This window comes from Ruegeria sp. YKSE079 (genome assembly GCF_059612845.1).
Genome location: NZ_JBXWRJ010000008.1, coordinates 76,444 through 97,243, shown reverse-complemented (window position 1 = coordinate 97,243; position 20,800 = coordinate 76,444). Strand labels below are relative to the sequence as shown.

Annotated in this window: 18 protein-coding genes; 13 read left to right on the top strand and 5 right to left on the bottom strand. The window is 61.3% G+C overall.

Features of this window, described 5'->3' with window-relative positions:
* Window positions 1-26: 26 nt before the first annotated feature.
* On the bottom strand, window positions 27-1,682 hold the full coding sequence (ettA, locus tag AC2FMY_RS09325) for an energy-dependent translational throttle protein EttA (RefSeq protein WP_496807295.1): 1,656 nt from the start codon (window positions 1,680-1,682) through the stop codon (window positions 27-29).
* Between the two features lie 156 nt (window positions 1,683-1,838).
* Between ettA and AC2FMY_RS09320 the strand changes: the two genes are divergently transcribed.
* The 6 genes from AC2FMY_RS09320 to AC2FMY_RS09295 all read left to right on the top strand — a co-directional run bounded on the left by AC2FMY_RS09320 (window position 1,839) and on the right by AC2FMY_RS09295 (window position 6,450).
* Window positions 1,839-3,155 (top strand): alpha/beta hydrolase, encoded by a 1,317-nt coding sequence (locus AC2FMY_RS09320; RefSeq protein ID WP_496744267.1) that lies wholly within the window; start codon window positions 1,839-1,841, stop codon window positions 3,153-3,155.
* Window positions 3,155-3,625, top strand: a complete 471-nt coding sequence (locus tag AC2FMY_RS09315) for an MOSC domain-containing protein (RefSeq protein ID WP_496807294.1) — start codon at window positions 3,155-3,157, stop codon at window positions 3,623-3,625. The genes AC2FMY_RS09320 and AC2FMY_RS09315 overlap by 1 nt, the downstream gene beginning before the upstream one ends.
* Before the next feature lie 35 nt (window positions 3,626-3,660).
* Window positions 3,661-4,272, top strand: a complete 612-nt coding sequence (locus AC2FMY_RS09310; RefSeq protein WP_496807293.1) for a nicotinate-nucleotide adenylyltransferase — start codon at window positions 3,661-3,663, stop codon at window positions 4,270-4,272.
* Between the two features lie 239 nt (window positions 4,273-4,511).
* Window positions 4,512-5,159, top strand: coding sequence for a TVP38/TMEM64 family protein (locus AC2FMY_RS09305; protein ID WP_480748442.1), 648 nt, complete (start codon window positions 4,512-4,514; stop codon window positions 5,157-5,159).
* Window positions 5,156-5,719, top strand: a complete 564-nt coding sequence (locus AC2FMY_RS09300; protein ID WP_496807292.1) for a hypothetical protein — start codon at window positions 5,156-5,158, stop codon at window positions 5,717-5,719. The genes AC2FMY_RS09305 and AC2FMY_RS09300 overlap by 4 nt, the downstream gene beginning before the upstream one ends.
* Window positions 5,720-5,784: 65 nt before the next feature.
* Window positions 5,785-6,450 carry a DUF6629 family protein gene (locus AC2FMY_RS09295; protein WP_496807291.1) on the top strand — a complete coding sequence of 222 codons (666 nt, stop codon included), beginning with the start codon at window positions 5,785-5,787 and terminating at the stop codon, window positions 6,448-6,450.
* 1 nt (window position 6,451) lies between these two features.
* Here AC2FMY_RS09295 and AC2FMY_RS09290 read toward each other — a convergent pair whose 3' ends face one another.
* Entirely contained in the window at window positions 6,452-7,345 is an 894-nt protein-coding gene (locus AC2FMY_RS09290; protein WP_496807290.1) for an AraC family transcriptional regulator, read from the bottom strand.
* A gap of 162 nt (window positions 7,346-7,507) precedes the next feature.
* On the opposite strand from AC2FMY_RS09290, the gene AC2FMY_RS09285 reads away from it, so the two are divergent.
* The 5 genes from AC2FMY_RS09285 (at window position 7,508) to AC2FMY_RS09265 (ending at window position 13,304) form a co-directional block, all read left to right on the top strand.
* Window positions 7,508-8,323: an SDR family oxidoreductase gene (locus tag AC2FMY_RS09285; protein WP_496807289.1), complete on the top strand. Its 816-nt coding sequence runs from the start codon at window positions 7,508-7,510 to the stop codon at window positions 8,321-8,323.
* 24 nt (window positions 8,324-8,347) lie between these two features.
* Window positions 8,348-9,187, top strand: coding sequence for an SDR family NAD(P)-dependent oxidoreductase (locus tag AC2FMY_RS09280; RefSeq protein ID WP_496807288.1), 840 nt, complete (start codon window positions 8,348-8,350; stop codon window positions 9,185-9,187).
* Between the two features lie 128 nt (window positions 9,188-9,315).
* Window positions 9,316-10,833 carry a 2,3-bisphosphoglycerate-independent phosphoglycerate mutase gene (gene gpmI, locus AC2FMY_RS09275; RefSeq protein ID WP_496807287.1) on the top strand — a complete coding sequence of 506 codons (1,518 nt, stop codon included), beginning with the start codon at window positions 9,316-9,318 and terminating at the stop codon, window positions 10,831-10,833.
* Window positions 10,830-11,963, top strand: coding sequence for a murein hydrolase activator EnvC family protein (locus tag AC2FMY_RS09270; RefSeq protein ID WP_480748449.1), 1,134 nt, complete (start codon window positions 10,830-10,832; stop codon window positions 11,961-11,963). The genes gpmI and AC2FMY_RS09270 overlap by 4 nt, the downstream gene beginning before the upstream one ends.
* A 6-nt stretch (window positions 11,964-11,969) precedes the next feature.
* Window positions 11,970-13,304, top strand: a complete 1,335-nt coding sequence (locus AC2FMY_RS09265; protein ID WP_496807286.1) for a S41 family peptidase — start codon at window positions 11,970-11,972, stop codon at window positions 13,302-13,304.
* A gap of 53 nt (window positions 13,305-13,357) precedes the next feature.
* On the opposite strand, the gene AC2FMY_RS09260 is transcribed toward AC2FMY_RS09265, so the two are convergent.
* The 3 genes from AC2FMY_RS09260 to AC2FMY_RS09250 form a co-directional block, all read right to left on the bottom strand.
* Entirely contained in the window at window positions 13,358-14,989 is a 1,632-nt protein-coding gene (locus tag AC2FMY_RS09260; RefSeq protein ID WP_496807285.1) for a hypothetical protein, read from the bottom strand.
* Between the two features lie 394 nt (window positions 14,990-15,383).
* On the bottom strand, window positions 15,384-15,743 hold the full coding sequence (locus AC2FMY_RS09255) for a hypothetical protein (RefSeq protein WP_480748452.1): 360 nt from the start codon (window positions 15,741-15,743) through the stop codon (window positions 15,384-15,386).
* A 12-nt stretch (window positions 15,744-15,755) separates the two neighbouring features.
* Window positions 15,756-16,517 carry a DUF6478 family protein gene (locus AC2FMY_RS09250; RefSeq protein WP_480748453.1) on the bottom strand — a complete coding sequence of 254 codons (762 nt, stop codon included), beginning with the start codon at window positions 16,515-16,517 and terminating at the stop codon, window positions 15,756-15,758.
* Between the two features lie 276 nt (window positions 16,518-16,793).
* On the opposite strand from AC2FMY_RS09250, the gene AC2FMY_RS09245 reads away from it, so the two are divergent.
* Window positions 16,794-19,904, top strand: coding sequence for an ABC transporter transmembrane domain-containing protein (locus tag AC2FMY_RS09245; protein WP_496744287.1), 3,111 nt, complete (start codon window positions 16,794-16,796; stop codon window positions 19,902-19,904).
* Window positions 19,894-20,793 carry a CPBP family intramembrane glutamic endopeptidase gene (locus AC2FMY_RS09240; protein WP_480748455.1) on the top strand — a complete coding sequence of 300 codons (900 nt, stop codon included), beginning with the start codon at window positions 19,894-19,896 and terminating at the stop codon, window positions 20,791-20,793. Before AC2FMY_RS09245 ends, AC2FMY_RS09240 begins: the two co-directional genes overlap by 11 nt.
* Window positions 20,794-20,800: the final 7 nt, after the last annotated feature.

The following is a 20,800-nucleotide window of genomic DNA, read 5'->3' as shown; positions in this document are numbered from 1 at the left end:
CACCATGGGTTGTGCGTCAAGAATTCTCACCGCACAAACTTTTTATGCTTCAACCGCTTGGGCTCCAGCGCGTCCGGTCCCAGGCGACGCTTTTTGTCCTCTTCGTAGTCCTCGAAGTTGCCCTCGAACCATTCCACATGGGCGTCGCCCTCGAAGGCCAGGATGTGGGTGCAGATGCGGTCGAGGAAGAAGCGGTCGTGCGAGATCACCACGGCGCAGCCGGCGAAATCGACCAATGCGTCTTCCAGCGCGCGCAGGGTTTCGACGTCGAGGTCGTTCGTTGGTTCGTCCAGCAGCAGGACGTTACCGCCCTCTTTCAGCAGGCGGGCCATGTGGACGCGGTTGCGCTCACCCCCTGACAGCAGCGAGACCTTTTTCTGCTGGTCGCCGCCCTTGAAGTTGAAGGACGAGCAATAGGCGCGGGAATTGACCTGCGCGTCGCCCAGCTGGATGATCTCGGCCCCGCCGGTGATCGCCTCCCACACGGTGTCGTTGTCTTTCAGGTCGTCGCGGGACTGGTCGACATAGGACAGCTGCACCGTGTCGCCGTATTCGATGGTGCCGGCGTCGGGTTTTTCCTGCCCGGTGAGCATCTTGAACAGCGTCGACTTACCCGCGCCGTTGGGGCCGATCACACCGACGATGCCGCCGGGGGGCAGGGCAAAGTCCAGCTTTTCGATCAGCTGCTTGTCGCCCATGTGCTTGGCAAGCCCGTTGACCTCGATCACCTTGCCGCCAAGGCGGGGGCCGTTGGGGATGACGATCTGGGCGCGGGTCAGCTTTTCGCGTTCGGACTGTTCGGCCAGCTCGTTATAGGCGTTGATCCGGGCCTTGGATTTGGCCTGACGGGCCTTTTGCCCCTGACGCATCCACTCCAGCTCGCGCTGCAGGGTCTTCTGCTTGGACTTGTCCTCGCGGGCTTCCTGTTCCAGCCGCTTGGCCTTTTGTTCCAGCCAAGCCGAATAGTTGCCCTCGTAAGGAATGCCGCGGCCGCGGTCGAGTTCCAGAATCCAGCCGGTGATGTCATCCAGGAAATACCGGTCGTGGGTGACGATCAGGATGGTGCCCTTGTAGTCGATCAGGTGCTGTTGCAGCCAGGCGATGGTTTCGGCGTCCAGGTGGTTGGTTGGTTCGTCCAGCAGCAGCATGTCGGGCGCTTCCAGCAGCAGCTTGCACAGCGCCACGCGGCGTTTCTCACCGCCCGAAAGGTTGGCGATGTTGGCATCGTCCGGCGGGCAGCGCAGCGCCTCCATCGACACGTCGATCTGGCTGTCGAGATCCCACAGATTCTGGCTGTCGATTTCGTCCTGCAGCTTGGCCATCTCGTCGGCGGTTTCATCCGAGTAGTTCATGGCCAGTTCGTTGTAGCGGTCGAGGATCGCCTTCTTTTCAGCTACGCCCAGCATGACGTTTTCGCGCACGGTCAGCGATTCATCCAGCTGCGGCTCCTGCGGAAGATAGCCAACCTTGGCGCCTTCGGCGGCCCATGCCTCACCGGTGAAGTCGGTGTCGAGACCGGCCATGATCTTCATCAGCGTCGATTTACCCGCGCCGTTGACGCCGACAACGCCGATTTTCACGCCGGGCAGAAAGCTCAGGTGGATGTTTTCGAAGCACTTCTTGCCACCGGGGTAGGTCTTGGAGACACCCTGCATGTGGTAGACATATTGATAGGCGGCCATGTCGTGTCCTCTGGAAAGGGGAATTCGGGTTGGGCGGTGTGATAGCGGAAGGCGTGAGGAGGGGCAATCGTCTAGAAATGAAGAAGACATGCCGCAGGTTTGATTTGATTTTTTCGGCCTTCTGCAGTGCTTTCGGGGCAAAGGAGGCATCGGATCATGCGGAATCGTTCAACTGCCGGATTGCTTGGGCTGTTTGGCCTTGCCTGTCTGGTCCTCGCGGGATGCACCTCGCGCACGGATCGGTTGGCGAAGGTTCCCAATGTCTATGCCGAGGGTCGCAATTATCAGGCCGACAGGGTTCCGCCCGTCTATCGCAGCGTGACGCCGCAGGTTCTGTATGCCACCGACCGGTCGCAGGATCTGAAAGAGAATGGCGAGGTAGTGTATCTGTCAGAGCGTTCGGATTCGATGTCATACGGCACGGCGACGGTCGCCTTCAGCGGCGTCGACAGCTGGAACGCGCTGCTGGCGCAGACCCAGGCGGGCAGCACGCAGCGCCCGGCCCGGCTGAATGTGGCGTCATTTGCCGACCACATCCGCTTTTCCAAGACGCCGCTGGTATCGGAACGACGCGACGGGCGGTTGCAGACCGAGGCGGGCGCCAGGCGGACCTATGAGCTTTATGCCGATCAGTTCCGCACCGCCATCGCCGAACAGACACGGCAAAGCGGGACGGGCAACATCCTGATCTACGTGCACGGGTTCAACAACGAATTCGACGACGCGCTGACGACGCTGACCAATATCTGGCACTATTCCGGGCGGCAGTCGATCCCGCTGGCATTTTCCTGGCCTGCCGGAAACCCGGGCCTGTTCAAGTATTTCAAAGACCGCGAATCGAGCGAGTTTTCAGTCTATCATTTCAAGGAATTGCTGGATCTGCTGGCCTCGGTGCCCGAGGTCGACCAGATCGATATCGTGGCGCATTCGCGGGGCACGGACGTGGTGACGTCGGCGTTGCGCGAACTGGTCATCCGCGAGCGGGGACGGGGCAACAAGCCCAAGCTGACCATGAAGACCGGAACCCTGATTTTGGCCGCGCCCGATCTGGATGTGGGCACGGTGCGCCAGCGGCTGATCAGCGAGCGGTTTTCCGAGGCCTTCGAGCAGGTCAACGTCTATATCAACCCCAGGGACAAGGCGCTGGCCTATGCCTCGGTGCTGACGCAGGAGGCACGGTTCGGTCGACTGGATGCGTCGGATTTCGCGCCGGGCGAGCTTGCGGCGCTGCAAAAGGTGGGGCTGATCCACTTCATCCGGGTCGAAGGTGCGGGCGGCAATGGGCATTCCTATTTCCGCGACAATCCGGGTGTGATGTCGGATATCGCGCTGGCGCTGCGGACCCGGGCCTTTCCCGGCGGCACGCTGCGGCCGCTGGAGCAGGATCAGGACACGATCTGGCGGTTGCACAGCAGCTATCCGCTGGACCGCCTGCCGGACCTGAGCTTTATTCCGGTGGGAGGAGAGCGGTAATGCCTGAATTGGCCGAACTGATCGCGGGTTGGGCACAGCCCGGACGGGTGCGCTGGATCGGCGTGCGGCCCGAGCGGCGCGCCCCGATGCGCGCCCTGGAGGCGGTTCAGGTCGGCCCGGAAGGGTTGCAGGGTGACCGCGCGCGGGCGGGCAAGCGGGCGGTGACGCTGATCCAGGCCGAGCATCTGGCGCCGATTGGGGCGTATCTTGGAAAAGGGTCAGTGGCGCCGGATATCCTGCGGCGCAACCTTGTCGTTTCCGGAATAAACCTGTCCGCCCTCAAGGGGCGTGAGGTGCGGGTGGGTGAGGCGGTTCTGCGCCTCGGCGTGATCTGCGCGCCGTGCAGCCGGATGGAAGAGGCGCTGGGCAAGGGAGGCTATTCGGCGGTGCGCGGGCATGGCGGCTGGTGTGCCGAAGTGCTGCGGTCGGGGCTGATCCGGCTGGGCGACGACGTCAGTCCAGTCGATTGACAAGCGTCGCCAGTTCTGAACAACAGCGAAGAATGATGAGGCACTCCATACCCTTTGCGCGCCCCGGACAGGTGGTCGGCCTGCTGGGCGGTTCGTTCGACCCGCCGCACCAGGGCCATGTCCACATCACCCGCGAGGCGATGAAGGCGTTCGGGCTGGACCGCGTGTGGTGGCTGGTGTCGCCGGGAAACCTGCTCAAGGAACGTGGTCCCGCGCCGCTAGACCAGCGCATGGCGGCGGCGCGTGCGCTGATGCGCCATCCGCGCGTCGAAATCACCGATATCGAGGCCAGAATCGGCACGCGGGCAACAGCGGACACGTTGGCGGCGCTCAGGGTGCTTTATCCGGGGGTGCGGTTTGTCTGGCTGATGGGGGCCGACAATCTGGCGCAACTGCATAAATGGCGCAACTGGCGGTCGATCATGGAAACCGTGCCCGTGGGTGTCGTCGCGCGCCCGGGGGATCGCATTGCAGCGCGGATGTCGCCGGCGGCACGCGCGTTCGGGCGACATCGGATCGACGGGCAGGCCCGCCATCTGCTGGGGCGCTCCGAGGCGCCCGCGTGGTGTTTTGCCGATGTGCCGATGCTACATGTCAGCTCGACGCAACTCCGCCAGCGCGGGGCATGGGTGCGGGCAATCGAATAGTGCGCCTTTGGCGCTCTATTGGATTTTCGTTGAGGGACGCTGTCCCTCAAACCCCCTGGGGTATTTGCAACCAGAAAGAAGCATATGCGCGGCCTTGCGTCTTTGCCGGGTTGCGCCACAAGGCGCCTGCCGCCCAAAAACCGCGTTCATACCTTCGCGAGGACGAAGGGAAATCAATAGGATATTCCCGGTGCGGTCCCTTATACTGGATCTCGAACTGGCCGAGGACCCGACCAACCATGACCACAACCGCCCGCCTGATCCTCTGTGCCGGGGTGCTGGCCGTTCTTGTGGCCGGAACATGGGCGGCCTATGCCTATGGCGAGTATTTCGCCACGCCCGGACAGATGGCGGCCTATCTGCGCGGCTATGGGATGTGGGCGCCCGCGATGGTGATCGGGCTGATGATCCTGCACAGTTTCGTGCCGTTCCCGGCTGAAATCCTGGCCATCTGCGCCGGGGCGATATTCGGTACGCTGACCGGAGCGGCGCTGATCTGGTGCGGCGCCATGCCGGGGGCGCTGGTGGCCTTTGGCCTTGCCCGCTGGCTGGGCCGCGATGTCGTGCGGGGCTGGCTCAGCCAGTCGCAGGCGCGGCGGCTGGATGACTGGACCCTTACACAGGGCGCCTTCACGCTGCTGGTCCTGAGATTCCTGCCGGTGGTCGCGTTCAACCTGATCAACTATGCCGCCGGTCTGACCCGCGTGCCGCTCTGGACATTCGTCTGGACAACCGCCGTTGGCATCATACCGATCACGCTGTTGTCGACCTGGCTGGGCGCGCATATGCGACAACTCGACTGGACGACGCTGCTGGTGTTCTCGGGTGTGGGGATCGTTGCCGTGGTCGGCCTGCACCGGCTGATCAGGGCGCGAGGGTGGGGATGAGCGCGACGCCCCCCGATGCCGAAGACCTCAAAACCATGGTGTCGCTGTCGCGGCAAAGGCCGGTCAGCTATGGCTTTTGCCTGGGCAACTCGGTGGAAGCCAGCGTTCTGGTCATGCATCGCGACCGCGCGCCGGATGTCATGGGGCGGATGGCACGGCAACTGGGCGAGACCCCGAAAGTGGCTTTCGGCACGGCGTCGACGCGGGGTCGGGTGATGACGCTCAGCTGCGACAACCGCCCGCCGCCTCGGCTGGCCCGCCGGATCAAGCGGTTCCTGCACGACCAGGGGCTGAAGCTCAAGGTCGTGCTGCAGGACCGGCCTGCAGCGCCCCAGACAAGCGCCGCATCCGAACCTCTGGCCGATACGCGCTGGACCCGGCTCAGGGCGCGTGCCGGGCAGTTGGTCGCGGCCAGATCGCAAAAGGACCCGCAGGCAGCGGCGCGGCTTGATGCGGCGCTGGATATCGTTGACGGCAAATGGCGGTCGGGCGACCGCAAGGGCGCGGCCAAGGCCCTGCGCCATGTCGTCAGGGCCATAGCCGCGCGTGCGGAAAAGTAACGGCCCGGCAAAAACACATGCCACCCGGTGGCGCATCGGCGCGAACATAGTAAGTTTCCCGCACCATGTGTTTTTCCGCCCAGGCCAGCTTTGTCGCTGGCGCCGCCCTGATATCGTGCAGCTATTTCACCACCGCCGCCGCGCGCCGGGCCGGGCGGCGTTACCTCGCGCTGGCCACCTTGCCGCTGTTCTTCGGCATCCAGCAGCTGGCCGAAGGGTTCCTGTGGCTTTCGCTTGACGGCGCCACGCCCTTGCCCCTGCGGCCCGAGATGGTCTTTCTGTTCTTCGCCTACTGGTTCTGGCCGTTCTGGGTGCCGCTTTCCTCGGCGCTGATCGAACCGGGCCCGGCGCGGAGAAAGCTGTTCTCGTGGATCGCCGTGGCCGGGTTCATTCTGGGGATGTTGCTGTTCCTGCCGGTTCTTTATCATCCGGAACGGCTTGAAATCGTGCTGGTGCATCATTCCATCCGCTACGAAAACCCTCACATGTTTCCCACCGAGATGCTCAAGGTTGCGGTTCGGGTCGTCTATGCGATCATCATCGTCGTGCCCCTGATCGGCTCCGGCCACCGGCAGCTTCGCATCTTCGGCTGGCTGATCGCGGCCTCTGTCGCGATCGGTTTTCTGTTCGCCTCCTACGCCTTCACCTCGATCTGGTGTTTCATGGCGGCGATCCTGTCGGCCTATGTCTTTTGGATGATGCGCCGGATGTCACCGCAGCGCGGCACCTGAGCTATCCCGCCAACAGGGCCGATGCAGATTTTTCGACGCTCGGCGGCAGACCGAATTTGCGGGAATACTCCCGGCTGAACTGGGTGGGGCTTTCATACCCTACCTCGAACGCCGTCGATGCAACCGAATGGCCCCCCGACATCAACAGCCGTCGCGCCTCCAGCAGGCGCAGCTCTTTCTGGTACTGCAACGGTGTTGTCGAGGTCACCGCCTTGAAATGTTCATGAAAGGCCGAGGCGCTCATCCCCGATTCAGCGGCCAGATCGGCAACCGGGATCGGCTGGCGGAAATCACTGCGGATCAGCGCGATGGCTCTGGAAATCCGGCTGGCCGGGCTTTCGTGCCGCAGCAGCTGGCGCAACATGCCGCCGTGACGCGCGCGCAGCAGCCGGAAATGGATCTCCTTCAGCACCAAAGGGCCAAGCGCGCGGGCCTCCACCGGGTCGCACGACAGCCGGAACAACCGCGCCACCGCGTCGATCAGGGCCGCATCGCTGGCCGCCGCATCCAGAGAATGCAGGTGGCCCTCGGGTTCAGCCACTCCGCCGATCTCGTCATACAGGCTGCGCGCCAGCGCCAGATCCAGCCGCAGGGCAAGCGCGGTATAGGGGGCATTGGGGCTGGCCTGAATGACCGCCGCGTCCACCGGCACCGCGTGGCTGACGATCAGTGTGTCGCCCGCACCATAGCGCACGACCCGCCCGCCCATATGCGCCTCTTTCGCACCCTGCAGTACCAGACACATGATGGGATCATAAAACGCCGCCGAACAGGCGGTCTTTTCCAGGTTGCCAATGGCGTACAGCCCCTTGACGCCCGTCTCGCACCCGGATCCCAACGCATCCCGCGCCCTGACATAGCTGAAAACCTCGCTGACCAGATCTTTGGGTATCATCGGAACAGCCCTCCTGCGTTTGAAACATAGACCGGATGGCGTGGGCAATGAACACTAAATCCCAAAGCTTCGGAGGATCAGGCAGATCATTCGGAGGATCGGGCAAGGCCGATCCCGATCCGGTTGATAGGTATGGATCACATCCAACAGAAAGAGGTCCCAATGCCACAGACCATACTCATCACCGGCGCATCTTCGGGCATCGGCAAGGCCACGGCCCGGCTTTTCCTGTCACAGGGTTGGAACGTGATCGCCACCATGCGCAATCCCGGCGACGGTGGCGAATTCGAAGCGGCTGAGAATGCTCTGGTTGCGGCGCTGGACGTCACCAAACCCGACACGATCGCATCTGCCGTTGAACAGGGGATTGCGAAATTCGGCAGGATCGACGCGCTGTTGAACAACGCGGGTTACGGCGCCTATGGCCCGCTCGAGGCGTTTTCGATGGCGCAGGTCCAGCGGCAGTTCGACACCAACGTGATCGGTCTGATTGCCGTAACCAAGGAAATGCTGCCCCACTTCCGCACCGAAAAATCCGGCACCATCGTCAACATCTCTTCCATCGGTGGGCAGATGACCTTTCCGCTTGGCACTTTGTATCACGGCACCAAATTCGCGGTAGAGGGCCTGTCCGAGGCGCTTCATTACGAGCTTGAAGCATTTGGCGTTAAGGTAAAGATCGTTGAACCCGGTATGATCAAAACCGATTTCGGGGGGCGGTCTTTCGAATTCGTGATGGATGAAACCATGCCTGAATATTTGCCGACCATCTCTGGCATGCAGGCCGCGATGGGATTTTATGCGACGTCGCCTTCCGAACCCGAGGTTGTGGCCGGGGTGATCTGGAACGCGGTGACCGACGGCAGCGACCGCCTGCGCTATCGCGCCGGTGCCGATGCCGAGGCGCTGCTGGATGCGCGCAAGGCGCAGGATGACGAAACCTTTATCGGCACCATGAAACAGAACATGCGGGGATAGACCCAGACAATCGGAGGACGTGACATGTATACTCAAGCGATCGAACGGGGCGGTCTGGCCGTCGTGACCGGCGGTGCCAGTGGTGTCGGTCTGGCGGCGGCGGAACGCTTTGCCCAGGCAGGGCTGGGGGTGGTCCTGGCCGATCTGCCCGGCGAGGCGCTGGACGCCGCCACCGCCCGGATCACCAAGCTGGCCCGCGACGGCGTCACCGTGATGGCCGTACCCACCGATGTCAGCGATGCAACATCCGTCGCGGCGCTGGCCGATGCCGCCTTTGCCGCGGGCGAGGTTGCGGTGCTGATGAACAACGCCGGCATTGCCCGCCCCAGCACCAGCTGGACCAACCCCGAAGCGTGGCGGCAGATGCTTGAGGTCAACCTGTTCGGTGTGATCAACGGCGTGCAGTCTTTCCTGCCCCGCATGGTGGCCGCCGAGCGACCCGCCGTGGTGATCAACACCGGCTCCAAACAGGGGATCACCACGCCACCCGGCAACCCGGCCTACAATGTCTCCAAGGCGGGGGTGAAGGTTCTGACCGAGATGCTGGCCCATGACCTGCGACAGGCCAAAGCCCCGATCTCGGCGCATCTCTTTGTGCCCGGTTTCACCTATACCGGCATGATCGCCCGCCACATGCCGGAAAAACCGGCCGCGGCCTGGACCTCGGAACAGACCGTGGATCACCTGATCGCCCGCATGTCGGCGGGGGATTTCTATATCCTCTGCCCCGACAATGACGTCACCCCGGAACGCGACAGGAAACGGGTCGCCTGGGCCTTGGGGGATATCCTGGAAAACCGGCCCGCGCTGTCGCGCTGGCATCCAGAATTTGCCGAGGCTTTTGCCAGACACGAACAATCCTGAGGCGCGTGGATTGTACATTTCGGACAATGGCCCCTGAAATCACGGTACAAACTGCTACAAAAAAGCAGGTTCACCCTTGGGCGGGCACACGATAGAAGACCGCCAAGAGCAGTTTCCGGAGACCCGCCATGCCCGTGCCCAAGCCTGTTGTCCTGTGCATTCTCGACGGCTGGGGTCTGTCTGACGACGCGCGTTCGAACGCTCCGGTTCTGGCGCATACCCCCACCTTCGACGCCATCATGTCGCAAGGCCCGCACGCGCGGCTGATCACCCACGGCCCGGATGTGGGATTGCCCACCGGACAGATGGGCAATTCCGAGGTCGGCCACACCAATATCGGCGCCGGGCGGGTGGTGGCGATGGATCTCGGCCAGATTGATCTGGCTATCGAGGACGGATCGTTTTTCGAGACCGCAACGTTGCGTGATTTCATTGCGAAAACAAAGACTTCTGGCGGCGTTGCGCATTTGATGGGACTGGTCTCGGACGGCGGGGTGCATGGCCATGTGAACCACATTGTCGCTGCCGCGCAGGCGATCACGCGGGCTGGTGTTCCGGTGGCGCTTCACGCGATCACCGACGGACGCGACGTGGCCCCGAAATCCGCCTTCGGCTATATCGCCGAGCTGGAAGAGCGCCTGCCCGAGGGGGCTGGCATCGTTACCGTCTGTGGCCGTTATTTCGCCATGGACCGCGACAACCGCTGGGAGCGCGTGGCCGAGGCGTACGAGGCCATCGTCAACGGCAAAGGCCGCCCGGTCAGCACCGCCCATTCCGCAATCGATCACGCCTATAACCAATCGGAAACAGACGAATTCATCGCCCCCACGGTCCTTTCCGGATACCATGGAATCAAGGACGGAGACGCCGTTTTCTGCCTTAATTTCAGGGCCGACAGGGCGCGCGAAATCCTGCGCGCCATTGGCGAGCCGGGCTTTGCCGAGTTTGAAACCGGCCCGCGCCCCAAGTTGGCGGCGCTGCTGGGCATGGTCGAATACTCCGACCGTCACAACGCCTATATGACCACGGTTTTCCCAAAACGCGATATCGTCAACACGCTGGGGGAATGGGTGGCCAAGCAGGGCTTGCGTCAGTTTCGTCTTGCCGAAACCGAGAAATACCCGCATGTGACGTTCTTCCTCAATGGCGGCAAGGAGGAGCCTGAGGCGGGCGAAGATCGCCATATGCCCCAATCGCCCAAGGTCGCGACATATGACCTGCAACCAGAGATGAGCGCGCCCGAGGTGACAGAGAAGTTCGTCGAGGCGATCGAAGCGGGGTATGACCTGATCGTCACCAACTATGCCAACCCGGACATGGTCGGGCACACCGGCGATCTGCAAGCCGCGATCAAGGCCTGCGAGGCAGTGGACCAGGGTCTGGCCAGGGTTGTGACCGCACTGGAAAAGGCGGGGGGCGCGATGATCGTGACCGCTGATCACGGCAATTGCGAAACCATGACCGATCCGGTTACCGGCGGGCCGCACACGGCGCATACTCTGAACCCGGTCCCGGTCGCCTTGGTTGGTGGGCCAGCCGGGGCAACCCTGCGCGAAGGGCGTTTGTCTGACCTGGCGCCGACGATCCTTGACCTGATGGGGTTGCCCAAACCGCCCGAAATGACGGGCGAGAGCCTGCTGAAATGAAATTCCATGCGGCTCTTTTGGCTGCTTTGATATGGTCCGGTGCGGCCAATGCCCAAAGCGATGCCGCCAGCGCGGCGCGCACGGCGGCTGCGATGCTGGAGCAGGCCACAATCTCTCTTGATGAGGCCGAAAGCGCGCGCGACCGCGTGCGGGCACTGACAACGACCATTCAGGCGTTTGAGGCAGGTTTGGCGGCGATGCGCGACGGTCTGCGCAAGGCAGCGACCCGCGAGGCGCAATTGGCGGCTGAATTGCGGTCGCGAGAAGACGAAATATCGGATCTTCTGGGTGTGCTGCAAACCATTGAAACCACACCGCCGCCGGTTCTGATGCTGCATCCGGTTGGGCCTTTGGGTGCGGCCCGGTCGGGCATGATGATGGCCGAGGTGGCACCTGCCCTGAATGCGCGAGCAGAAGACTTGCGACAGGATCTGACCGAGGTGCAGACCCTGCGCCAGCTACAGCAGAATGCAGCGGATACTCTTGCGGATGGATTGGCCGGTGTCCAAAAGGCGCGCGCCGAACTCAGCAAGGCGGTGGCGGACCGAACCGATCTGCCGCGCCGGTTTACCGAAGACCCTGTCAGGGCTGCGATCCTGATTTCCTCGACAGAAACGCTGGAAGGGTTTGCCAGCGGCCTGTCCGAAATCGCAGCGGGCGAGATCGCGGCGACCGACGCCGATATTTCAACGCAAAAGGGCGAATTGGAATTGCCGGTGCAGGGTGTCGTGTTGCGACGTGCCGGAGAGGCGGACGCCGCCGGAATCACCCGCAACGGTATGATCGTTGCAACACGGCCACGTGCGTTGGTGGTTTCTCCGACTGCGGCGACGATCCGGTATCGCGGTCCATTGCTGGACTTGGGAAACGTGGTCATTCTTGAGCCACAGCCGGATTTACTGTTCGTTTTCTCCGGGTTGCAGGAGGTCTTTGGCGCCCCCGGTCAGGTGGTTCCGGCGGGCAGCCCGGTCGGATTGATGGCGGGCACTACACCGGAAATCGGCGCTATTTTGTCAACAAGCGGTGATGGCACTGGAACTGACCGCCCAGAAACGCTCTATATAGAGGTGAGAGAAGGCAACAGCCCGGTGAACCCCGAGGCGTGGTTCCGAACGGACAAGGATGGATAGACGAGTATGAAAAAATTCGTGATGGCCGGTCTGGCCGGAACTATAGCGGGCGTGATCGCGACAACGCAGATCGCGGGTCCTCTGCTGGCGCAGGAAGCAAAGAACAACGCAACAGTTTACGAGCAACTTGATCTGTTCGGCGACATTTTCGAACGCATCCGCGCCCAGTACGTGGAAGAGGTCGAGGCGAATGAACTGATCGAAGCGGCCATTGACGGCATGCTGACATCGCTGGATCCGCATTCCAGCTATCTGTCGCCCGATGACGCGGAACAGATGCGGGTGCAGACGCGCGGCGAATTCGGCGGTCTGGGTATCGAAGTCACCCAGGAAGAGGGCTTTGTCAAAGTTGTCTCGCCGATCGACGGAACCCCGGCGGACGAGGCCGGGGTCGAGGCGGGCGATTTCATCACCCATGTCGACGGTGAAAGCGTTCTGGGCCTGACCCTGGACAAGGCAGTTGACCTGATGCGCGGGCCGGTCGGGTCCGAAATCGTGATCACCATCGTTCGCGAAGGCGAGGCCGAGCCGTTCGATGTCACGATCATCCGTGACACGATCAAGCTGACCGCCGTGCGCGCCCGCACCGAAGGCACCAGCGTGGTGCTGCGGGTGACGACCTTCAACGATCAGACTTATCCGAATCTCAAGGAAGGGCTGGACAAGCAGATCGAGGAAGCGGGCGGCATCGACAAGATCAACGGCGTCGTGCTGGATCTGCGCAACAACCCCGGCGGGTTGCTGACGCAAGCGATCAAGGTGTCGGACGCGTTCCTGGAAGAAGGCGAGATCGTATCGACCCGTGGCCGTAACCCAGAAGATGGCGAGCGGTTCAACGCGACCGCCGGCGATCTGGCGCTGGGCAAGCCGGTCGTGGTGCTGATCAATGGCGGTTCGGCCTCGGCCTCGGAAATCGTGGCCGGTGCCTTGCAGGACCACCGTCGGGCGATTGTCGTGGGCACCAAGAGCTTTGGCAAGGGTTCGGTCCAGACGGTGATGCCGTTGCGTGGCGATGGCGCGATGCGCCTGACCACGGCGCGGTATTACACGCCGTCGGGTCGCTCGATTCAGGCGCTGGGCGTCAGCCCGGATATTGTTGTCGAACAGCCACGCCGCCAGCCTGCGGAAGAGGCAGAGGAAGACAAGAAACCGCGCACCCGCTCCGAGGCTGACCTGCGCGGACGTCTGAACAATGACAGCCTGTCCGAGGACGAAGTCCGCCAGATCGAGGAAGATCGTGCAAAGGCGGAGGCAACCGCCGAACTGCGCGAGCAGGATTATCAATTGGCTTATGCAATAGACATTCTGAAAGGGCTGTCCGCCTTTGGTGCCGAGAACTGATAAAAAGGCTATTCTTGACAAGGGTCGCCATCGAGCGGCCCTTTTTGCTGCGATCAATGCGCCCCGCTGCCAACGGTCGACACCCGCTCGCTCCAACGGTTGATGATGCTGCGCAATAGCGCCAGAACCACTTCGATCGAAAACCCGGCAAGGAATGCCAGCGCCAAAAGCCCGATCGATTTGAACGGCACATAGATCATGTTGGCCACCTCGGGGGTGAAGAAATTGACCACGGCAACACCGGCAAGCGATCCCATCATCAAGCGCACGACCGAGCGGAAGAACTTGGGATCGGGATTGGTGCGGCTGAGCATGAACCCCAGCGTGTAAACCATGGCCCCCAACGCGCCGTATAGCGACGGCAGCCACCATTTGGACACCACGCGGTATTCCCGTTGCAATTGATACGTGTTGTCGATCTTGAACGATTTGCCCGAGCCCAGCCAATGGAACGGTGAAAGGGGTTCCTGCTTGCGGGCGCAGCGGATGAACTGGATCAGCTTGGTGCGCAACGTGATATCGAACAGGATCTCGGGATTTTGCAGCGAACTTGCAACGCGTCTTGACTCGGCGCCCTGCGTTGCCAGCATACCCGAAATACTGGCCAGTATCTTTTTCACCTCGTCCTCGCACTGATCCGGTCGGAGAGGTGCGGTGAAATCGATGCCGGACCCGGCATAGAACGAGGCAGGTTCGGCCTGCACCGCCTTTGCGGATCGGGATACGGACGCGCTGCGTTGACCAAGGTCGACCGTGTTCGAGACGCTTCTGAAAGTCTCTCTCATGACCGCGAAGTAGTCCAGAATGGCCTGTGGTGCGATTTCTCCGTTGGCGGAGACCTGTACGGGTGCCGACGTGCCGCCTTGAAAATATGGCGTCGCGGTATTGGTTTGAGGGCAAAAGATCTTGAGCCACTGCGCGCGATACGCTCTTTGCGGACGCGGAGACGCGTTGCTTGGACCGGGTGAAACCGCGCCCTGTTCAAAACAGGTATAGTCAGCGACCCGGCCGAGTGTCTTTTGCAGAGGGTAGGTTTCCTGTTCCGCCCTTTGAACATCCAGCCGCAGCTTTTCGACCTTTTCCTCGAAGGCGAGGATCTTGTCGAAATAAGACGACCCCTCGCTCCAGCTTGAATTCCATTGGCTGTCATGGCTGCCATTGTTCTCCAAACGTCCGATCAGCCAGGCCAGATAGGTGCGTTCCAGTTCCACCAGATCCTGTTTTTCAATGGCCTGAATCTCGCTGATCAGCAATTCGGTGCGTTGCGCCCAGACCGTGTAAAACCCGGTAAGAACAAAAAGCACCAATGCGCCCACCGCGATAGTCAGATTGGTGAACCATTTCTTTGTTCCATGCAGGATGCGCGAGGGCAAAGGGATATCCCGGGCGCTTTGGCGGCTTTGAAACGGGTTCCATTCCCGCAGGTCCAGCAGGGTGACGGGATAGATGCTGCGGATCACGTTGTTGAATTCCGACCGCAGCGTCCGGTAGGCTTCGGAGTCGATTTCCAGCCCACCTTCTTTTTCGGCCCTGTGCGCGGCTTCGAGCGCCAGCAGGAACTTGTCGTCATTCAGGTATCCGCAGCAGGTGGCGTAATTTTCAACCCGCCTTGCATCCCTGAGAAATTCGCGGACGGCAGTACGTTCCGAGGATTCATATGGTCTTTGGGTATCCTGGTTCGCCATGACATTTCACCCCAGATAACCCGGATACCAGGCGCCGTTATACCAACACTCGCAATAAGCTCCTGGCGGGCCGGGATAATCAGCCCAGCACCAGAAATAGGCCGTGAAACAAATCTCACCGGGATTGTGTGGCGGCACCTGCGCAAACGCATGTCTCGGTTGCAGGGAAACCGAGAGCAGAATTCCGAAGAGCCAGACAATAAATATCTTCTTTAAGCTGATCATAATTAAGCCTGAGCTGAAAAAACTCAGACATTATATCATAAAATTTGATTTTCTGGGGAATATTTGGATGCACGTATAATCTGCTCCGAATTGCGAATTTACACGTGTTCCAGCATTTTGGCTCGATTGTCCTCGAGCCCCTGCGGTTTCAAACTTGCCGAAAGACGGATTACGCCTCTGTGCAATGGCGGCGAAATGCGCGTTTGAGCGTATCGAGTTCCGCCCTTAGCAACTCGATCTCGGCGCGCAGGTCATCTGCTGCCGGTTCTCCGGCAATCAGGGTGATATCGCCCAGTTTGGCGCCGGTCTCGGTGTCAAAGATGAGGATGCAATTCACGCCTTCGGTCACGGCCGCCGCCGGGACCGGTATTCGAACCGCCCATCCGGACCCGTCCTGTGTCACGGACACCCCATCGACGGGCTGGTCAAGATGCCGGACATCCAGACGCGGCGGTTCGGTAGCGCCGGTCACAAGGCCATCCCAGATCCCGTTTTCCAGGCGTAGTTTCGTCAGGGTCAACTGGCTCATGTCAGTCCTCGACTACAGATCGGCGCGGTGATGGCGGCACAGTGTCAGGTCGCGCAGAACGATCTGGTTCCATTCCGGATTCTGAATGATCAGGTCCAGCCAGATCTTTTCAACCCGTTTTTCGTTCATATCGGAATAGGCCAGATCGAATTCGGCGCTTGCTGCGCGCGTCTCGGTGGTCAGCTCTTGAGACACCTGCCCGGTATTCGGCCCATGTTGAACGTTGAGCCGAGCAATTATCCCGACCGGACGTTCTGCTTCGACAATCATATCCATGCGGATCATGTGAGCGCGCGTCAGCCCTTGCATGGCTTCGGGCGGCAGATCGATGGCCAATGCCAGAAACGACCCCTGAAACTCAAACACCTCCAGACAGACACCAAACGGCGCGAAATCCTCTTCATTCGTGTTGCGCAACTGGCGAAGGGTGATTTCGGAAAGCGGGCAGTCGTGGAACAGGGCGACATCGTCACCGATCTGTTCGCGTTTTGCCGCCGAGGATAGTCCCGGTTTGCGTATCGGGCCGCGCCACAGATTGGGTCGCCAGGCCCATTCTGTGCCGTGCGGTCGGGGAAAGTGATTGCTGCCCAGGCGCGGACGCGCCAGGCGTCCGTCCGCGACCTGGATAAGCTCGTCAAGGTTGCGGCGCAGGGCTCGGGCGCGGTTGCGCTGGCTGCGCAATTCAGTCAGATCGGCGCTCTTGGACCCGTTGGCAGCGGCCTGCCAGCGTTTCATCGCCTGTTTGTGCAAAATTCGGTCCAGCAACCTGTCCATCGCCTGTCCGTTGAGTGGATGATTGGCTCCTCTTTAGCGAAAGAACATTGGCAAGATAAAGACAATGCGCGGAAAATTTACCGGTAAATGAAATTCTGTACTCTGATCCGGGCATGGCGGGTGCTATTTCGTCAATTTGAAACCTTGCGTGAACCGTTCCGGGAAGCGTGCGTGTTCTTGTAATCGAGTGGGGCAGTGCTTACCGTCAATGTCCCGGTAGCAGTGGGTTTTTCGCGGCGCGCCGCGGATTGCTCCAGCCAGCAGAGGGACCGGGGTATGGAACCCAGTTTGTTCGCGTTCATCTGGAAGTATTCCAAACGGCAGCAGCTTGTTCTGCTGGCGCTGACCGTTATGTCCTTTCCGTTCCTCTATGCCTCGCTGGAATTGCCCAAGCGGATCATCAATGACGCCATCGGGTCGACCCGCGCCACGATCGAGCTTTGGGGCGTGACGCTGACCCAGGTGCAGTATCTTTTGGTTCTGTGCTTTGCGTTCCTGGCCACCGTTCTGGTCAGCGGCCTGATGAAGATGCGCATCAACACCATGAAAGGTGTGTTGTCCGAACGTATGCTGCGGCGTCTGCGATATACGCTCATCGGGCGGATGATGCGGTTTCCCAAGGCCTATTTCGCGACGACAAGTCAGGGCGAACTGGTGTCGATGATCACATCCGAGGCCGAACCGATGGGCGGGCTGATGGGCGATGCGGTTGCCCAGCCGGTGTTCCAGGCCGGGCAGATGCTGACCATCGTCACGTTCCTGTTCATGCAAAGCGTGTGGTTCGGTCTGGCCTCGGTGGCGTTGATCCCGTTGCAGGCCTGGCTGATCCCGATGCTGCAGCGCCAGATCAACCTGCTTAACAAGGACCGGATTCAGGAAGTCCGGCGACTGAGTTCCGAAATTGGTGAAAGCGCTGCCGGCATCAGCGACCTGCGCGCCAATGGCGGTTGGCGATACCGGATGGCGCAGTTTACCGACCGGCTGGGGCGATTGTTCGAAATCAGGTTCAGGATCTATCAGAAGAAGTTCTTCATGAAGTTCCTCAACAACCTGATCTCGCAGATGACGCCGTTTCTGTTCTATTCGGTCGGCGGATATCTTGCGATCAAGGGCCAGATCACCGTGGGGGCGCTGGTGGCGGCGCTGGCGGCCTACAAGGATCTGTCGGGGCCGTGGAAAGACCTTTTGTTCTATTACAATCAGGTGCAGGACATGTCACTGCGCTGGCAGATCGTGACCGAACGGTTTGCCCCCCGCGACATGATCCCCGAACACTTGTTCGAAGGTCGCCCAAAGGAAATCCAGCATTTGCGCGGCGCGGTCGAACTGCGGGAGGTAACGGTCCAAGATCAGGATGGCAACATCATCCTCGAAGACATCAACCTGACCATTCCGCCCGGCGCACGTGTGGCAATCCAGTCGTCACGGGCCTCCGAACGGCAGGCGATCGCGCATCTTCTGACCCGCGAGGTTCTGCCCTCGCATGGCGAGGTTGTTGTCGCCCGCCACAAGCTCAACGATCTGCATCAGGCCGTGATTGCGGCCCGTGTCGGTTATGCCCATTCCCGCCCCTACCTGTTTGATGGAACATTGGGCGACAACCTTCTGATGCCGCTGCGGACATCTCCGCATCATCAGGGGGATGACGGATCGAGTGCACTCAGCCGAGCCCAGACCGAGGCGCAACGCGCTGGAAACAGCACCGATCCGCTGGATATGGACTGGACCGATCCGGGCCTCGCCGGGTTGGAGGATGGCGAGCAGATCCGTGACTGGTGGTTTCAGTTGGTCGAGGCGATGGGGATTGACGAGTTCATGTTCCGCCGCACCCTGCGATCGCGCCTGGATCCGGACTTGCATCCGGAGTTGGCGCAGGCGTTGGTCGATCTGCGCCCGAAGATCGCAGAGCGCATCGCCACCAGCGGCCTTTCCGATCTGGTGCATCGCTTCCATCCCGAGCGGTTCAACCCCGCCGTTCCGTTGGGTGGCAACCTGCTTTTTGCGGCCCCCACCCGAAACATTGCGCCCGAACTTCTGGCGGGCGACGAACGCTTTATCGAAATGCTGAGCGGGCAGGGTTTGGCCGAGGAGGCGCGGGATATCGCGCTGGGCGTCATCGAGGCCCTCAAGCAGACGTTCGGACGTGACGACACCGATCACCCGCTGTTCCGGCGATTGGGCATGGAACCCGAAATGTATCACCGTCTGCTCGACATCGCCGGGCGGCGGGCAGCGCGTGGGGATCGCGCACTGGATGAGTCCGAGCGCGCCCTGCTGTTGACCGTCCCGTTCTTGCTGACGGCCGAACAGATCGGCCCCAGCTTTCCGGAAAAGTACAAGGAAAAGATCCTCTCGATCCGCCGGACTCAGGCGGAAAAACTGCGAAACGCGATGGAGGGGCTGTTTGTTCCGGTCTCGCCAGACCAGTATGTGCCGCGCCTCACCGTCATGGAAAACGCGCTGTACGGCCGCGTGTCCATCATGGCCGGCGCTCGTCTGGACGAGATCGAGGATGTGGTGGCCGAGGTCCTGAACGAGGCCGGGCTGCGCCGCCGCGTGGCCGCCATCATCTATGATCTGCCCTCTGGTCTGGGGGGCACCAATCTGCCGACCGTGTTCCAGGAACGCGCGGCATTCTCTCGCGCGGGGATCAAGCGGCCCGACATCCTGATCCTCGACAAGGCTCTGGCCAGCCACGATTCCGAAAGCCGACTGCGCACTCGGCAGAAATTGCGTGAATTGCTGCCCGATTCGATCATGATCTTCATGGAAGACCATTTTGCCCATCCCGAGGCTTATGACCTGTTCATCGAAATCCAGGATGGTCGCATCGATGGGGTTTCACGCTCGCAGCTTGAACTGGGCGAAGGTGCGGCGGCCGATCTCAGCCGAAAGCTGAACATCATCGCCTCGACCGAGCTGTTCGCCAAGATCGATGCACGCAACCAGCGGCTGCTGGCGTTTTCCGCGCAATGGTATGACGCGGCTGCGGGGCAAGTGATCTTTTCGAGCGGGCAATCCGCCGATGCTGCCTATCTGTGCCTGGAGGGGCGCGCGCTGCTGAGCTGGAAGGACGACGAGGGTCAGACCCGCACGATTTCGACGGTAGAACCGGGCCGCCTGATCGGCGATCTGTCGATCATCACCGGATTGCCCCGTCAATTCGACCTGATCGCGCAGGAAAAAAGCAGCTTTCTGAGAATCGGAGCCGAGGAGTTCCGCGCGGTGGTAGAAAATGACTCGTCGGTGGCGGTGCAATTGCTGGAAACGGTGGCCGGGCACCTTGTCAATGTGGCCGACCGGTTGCGTGTCGAGAAGTTCGGAGGATCCGAATCCGGCGCCACCAACGCTCCTGCCGCAGATATGGACGCCATAAATGGGCGGTGAAGGCGGTTGTCCGGCCTATTCGGCCCATGACCAGCTTGTCTTGCCGGTTCGTCCCCGGTCCGAGATCTGGCGGGTGCTGGTGGGCCTGACGCTGGTGGCGGTTGTAGTGTTTTCCCTGAACGCGGCGTTGTTCGCCCTTGTCAGCATCTCAATGTCCGAGAAATGGGTGCTGGATTTTCTGGCCGGAACCGCACCGGGGCCGATGATCACGCTTCTGGCGAGTTTCGGGTTCGTCATACTGGGGGTCGTGCTGGCCGTGCGGCAAATGCAACACCGTTCGCTTGGTTCGGTCATTGGCCCATTTCGGCAAACCGTCCACCAATTCCGCCAAGCGCTGCGCGTGCTTGTGATTCTGGGCGGTGTCATTCTGGTGCTGCCGCCCTATGACATGGGCACACCGCTGGAGCCGAACCTGCCATTCGCGCAATGGCTGATCTTGTTGCCGCTTTCCCTTTTGGCCGTCCTGATCCAGACCGGGGCCGAAGAGATCCTGTTCCGCGGCTACATCCAGCAAAGCCTGGCAGCGCGCTTTCGGTCGCCGCTGATCTGGATGGTCGTGCCGTCGGTCCTGTTTGCGATGGGGCACTACCTGCCCGCGCAGGCGGGGGATAACGCGGTTCTGATCGCGTTGTGGTCCGGTGTGTTCGGGCTGTTGATGGCCGACCTGACGGCGCGGGCCGGCACCTTGGGACCGGCAATCGCGCTGCACCTGTTCAACAACGTGATTGCGCTTCTCTTCGTCGCGTTGCCGGGCAGTCTGGACGGTCTGGCCCTGTTCCTGATTCCCTACGAGATGTCGGATACCGAGTTTCTGCGTGACTGGCTTTATGTCGATTTCGCAATGATGCTGACGGCCTGGCTGGCGGCCCGAATTGCCATCAGGCGTTGATTGCATT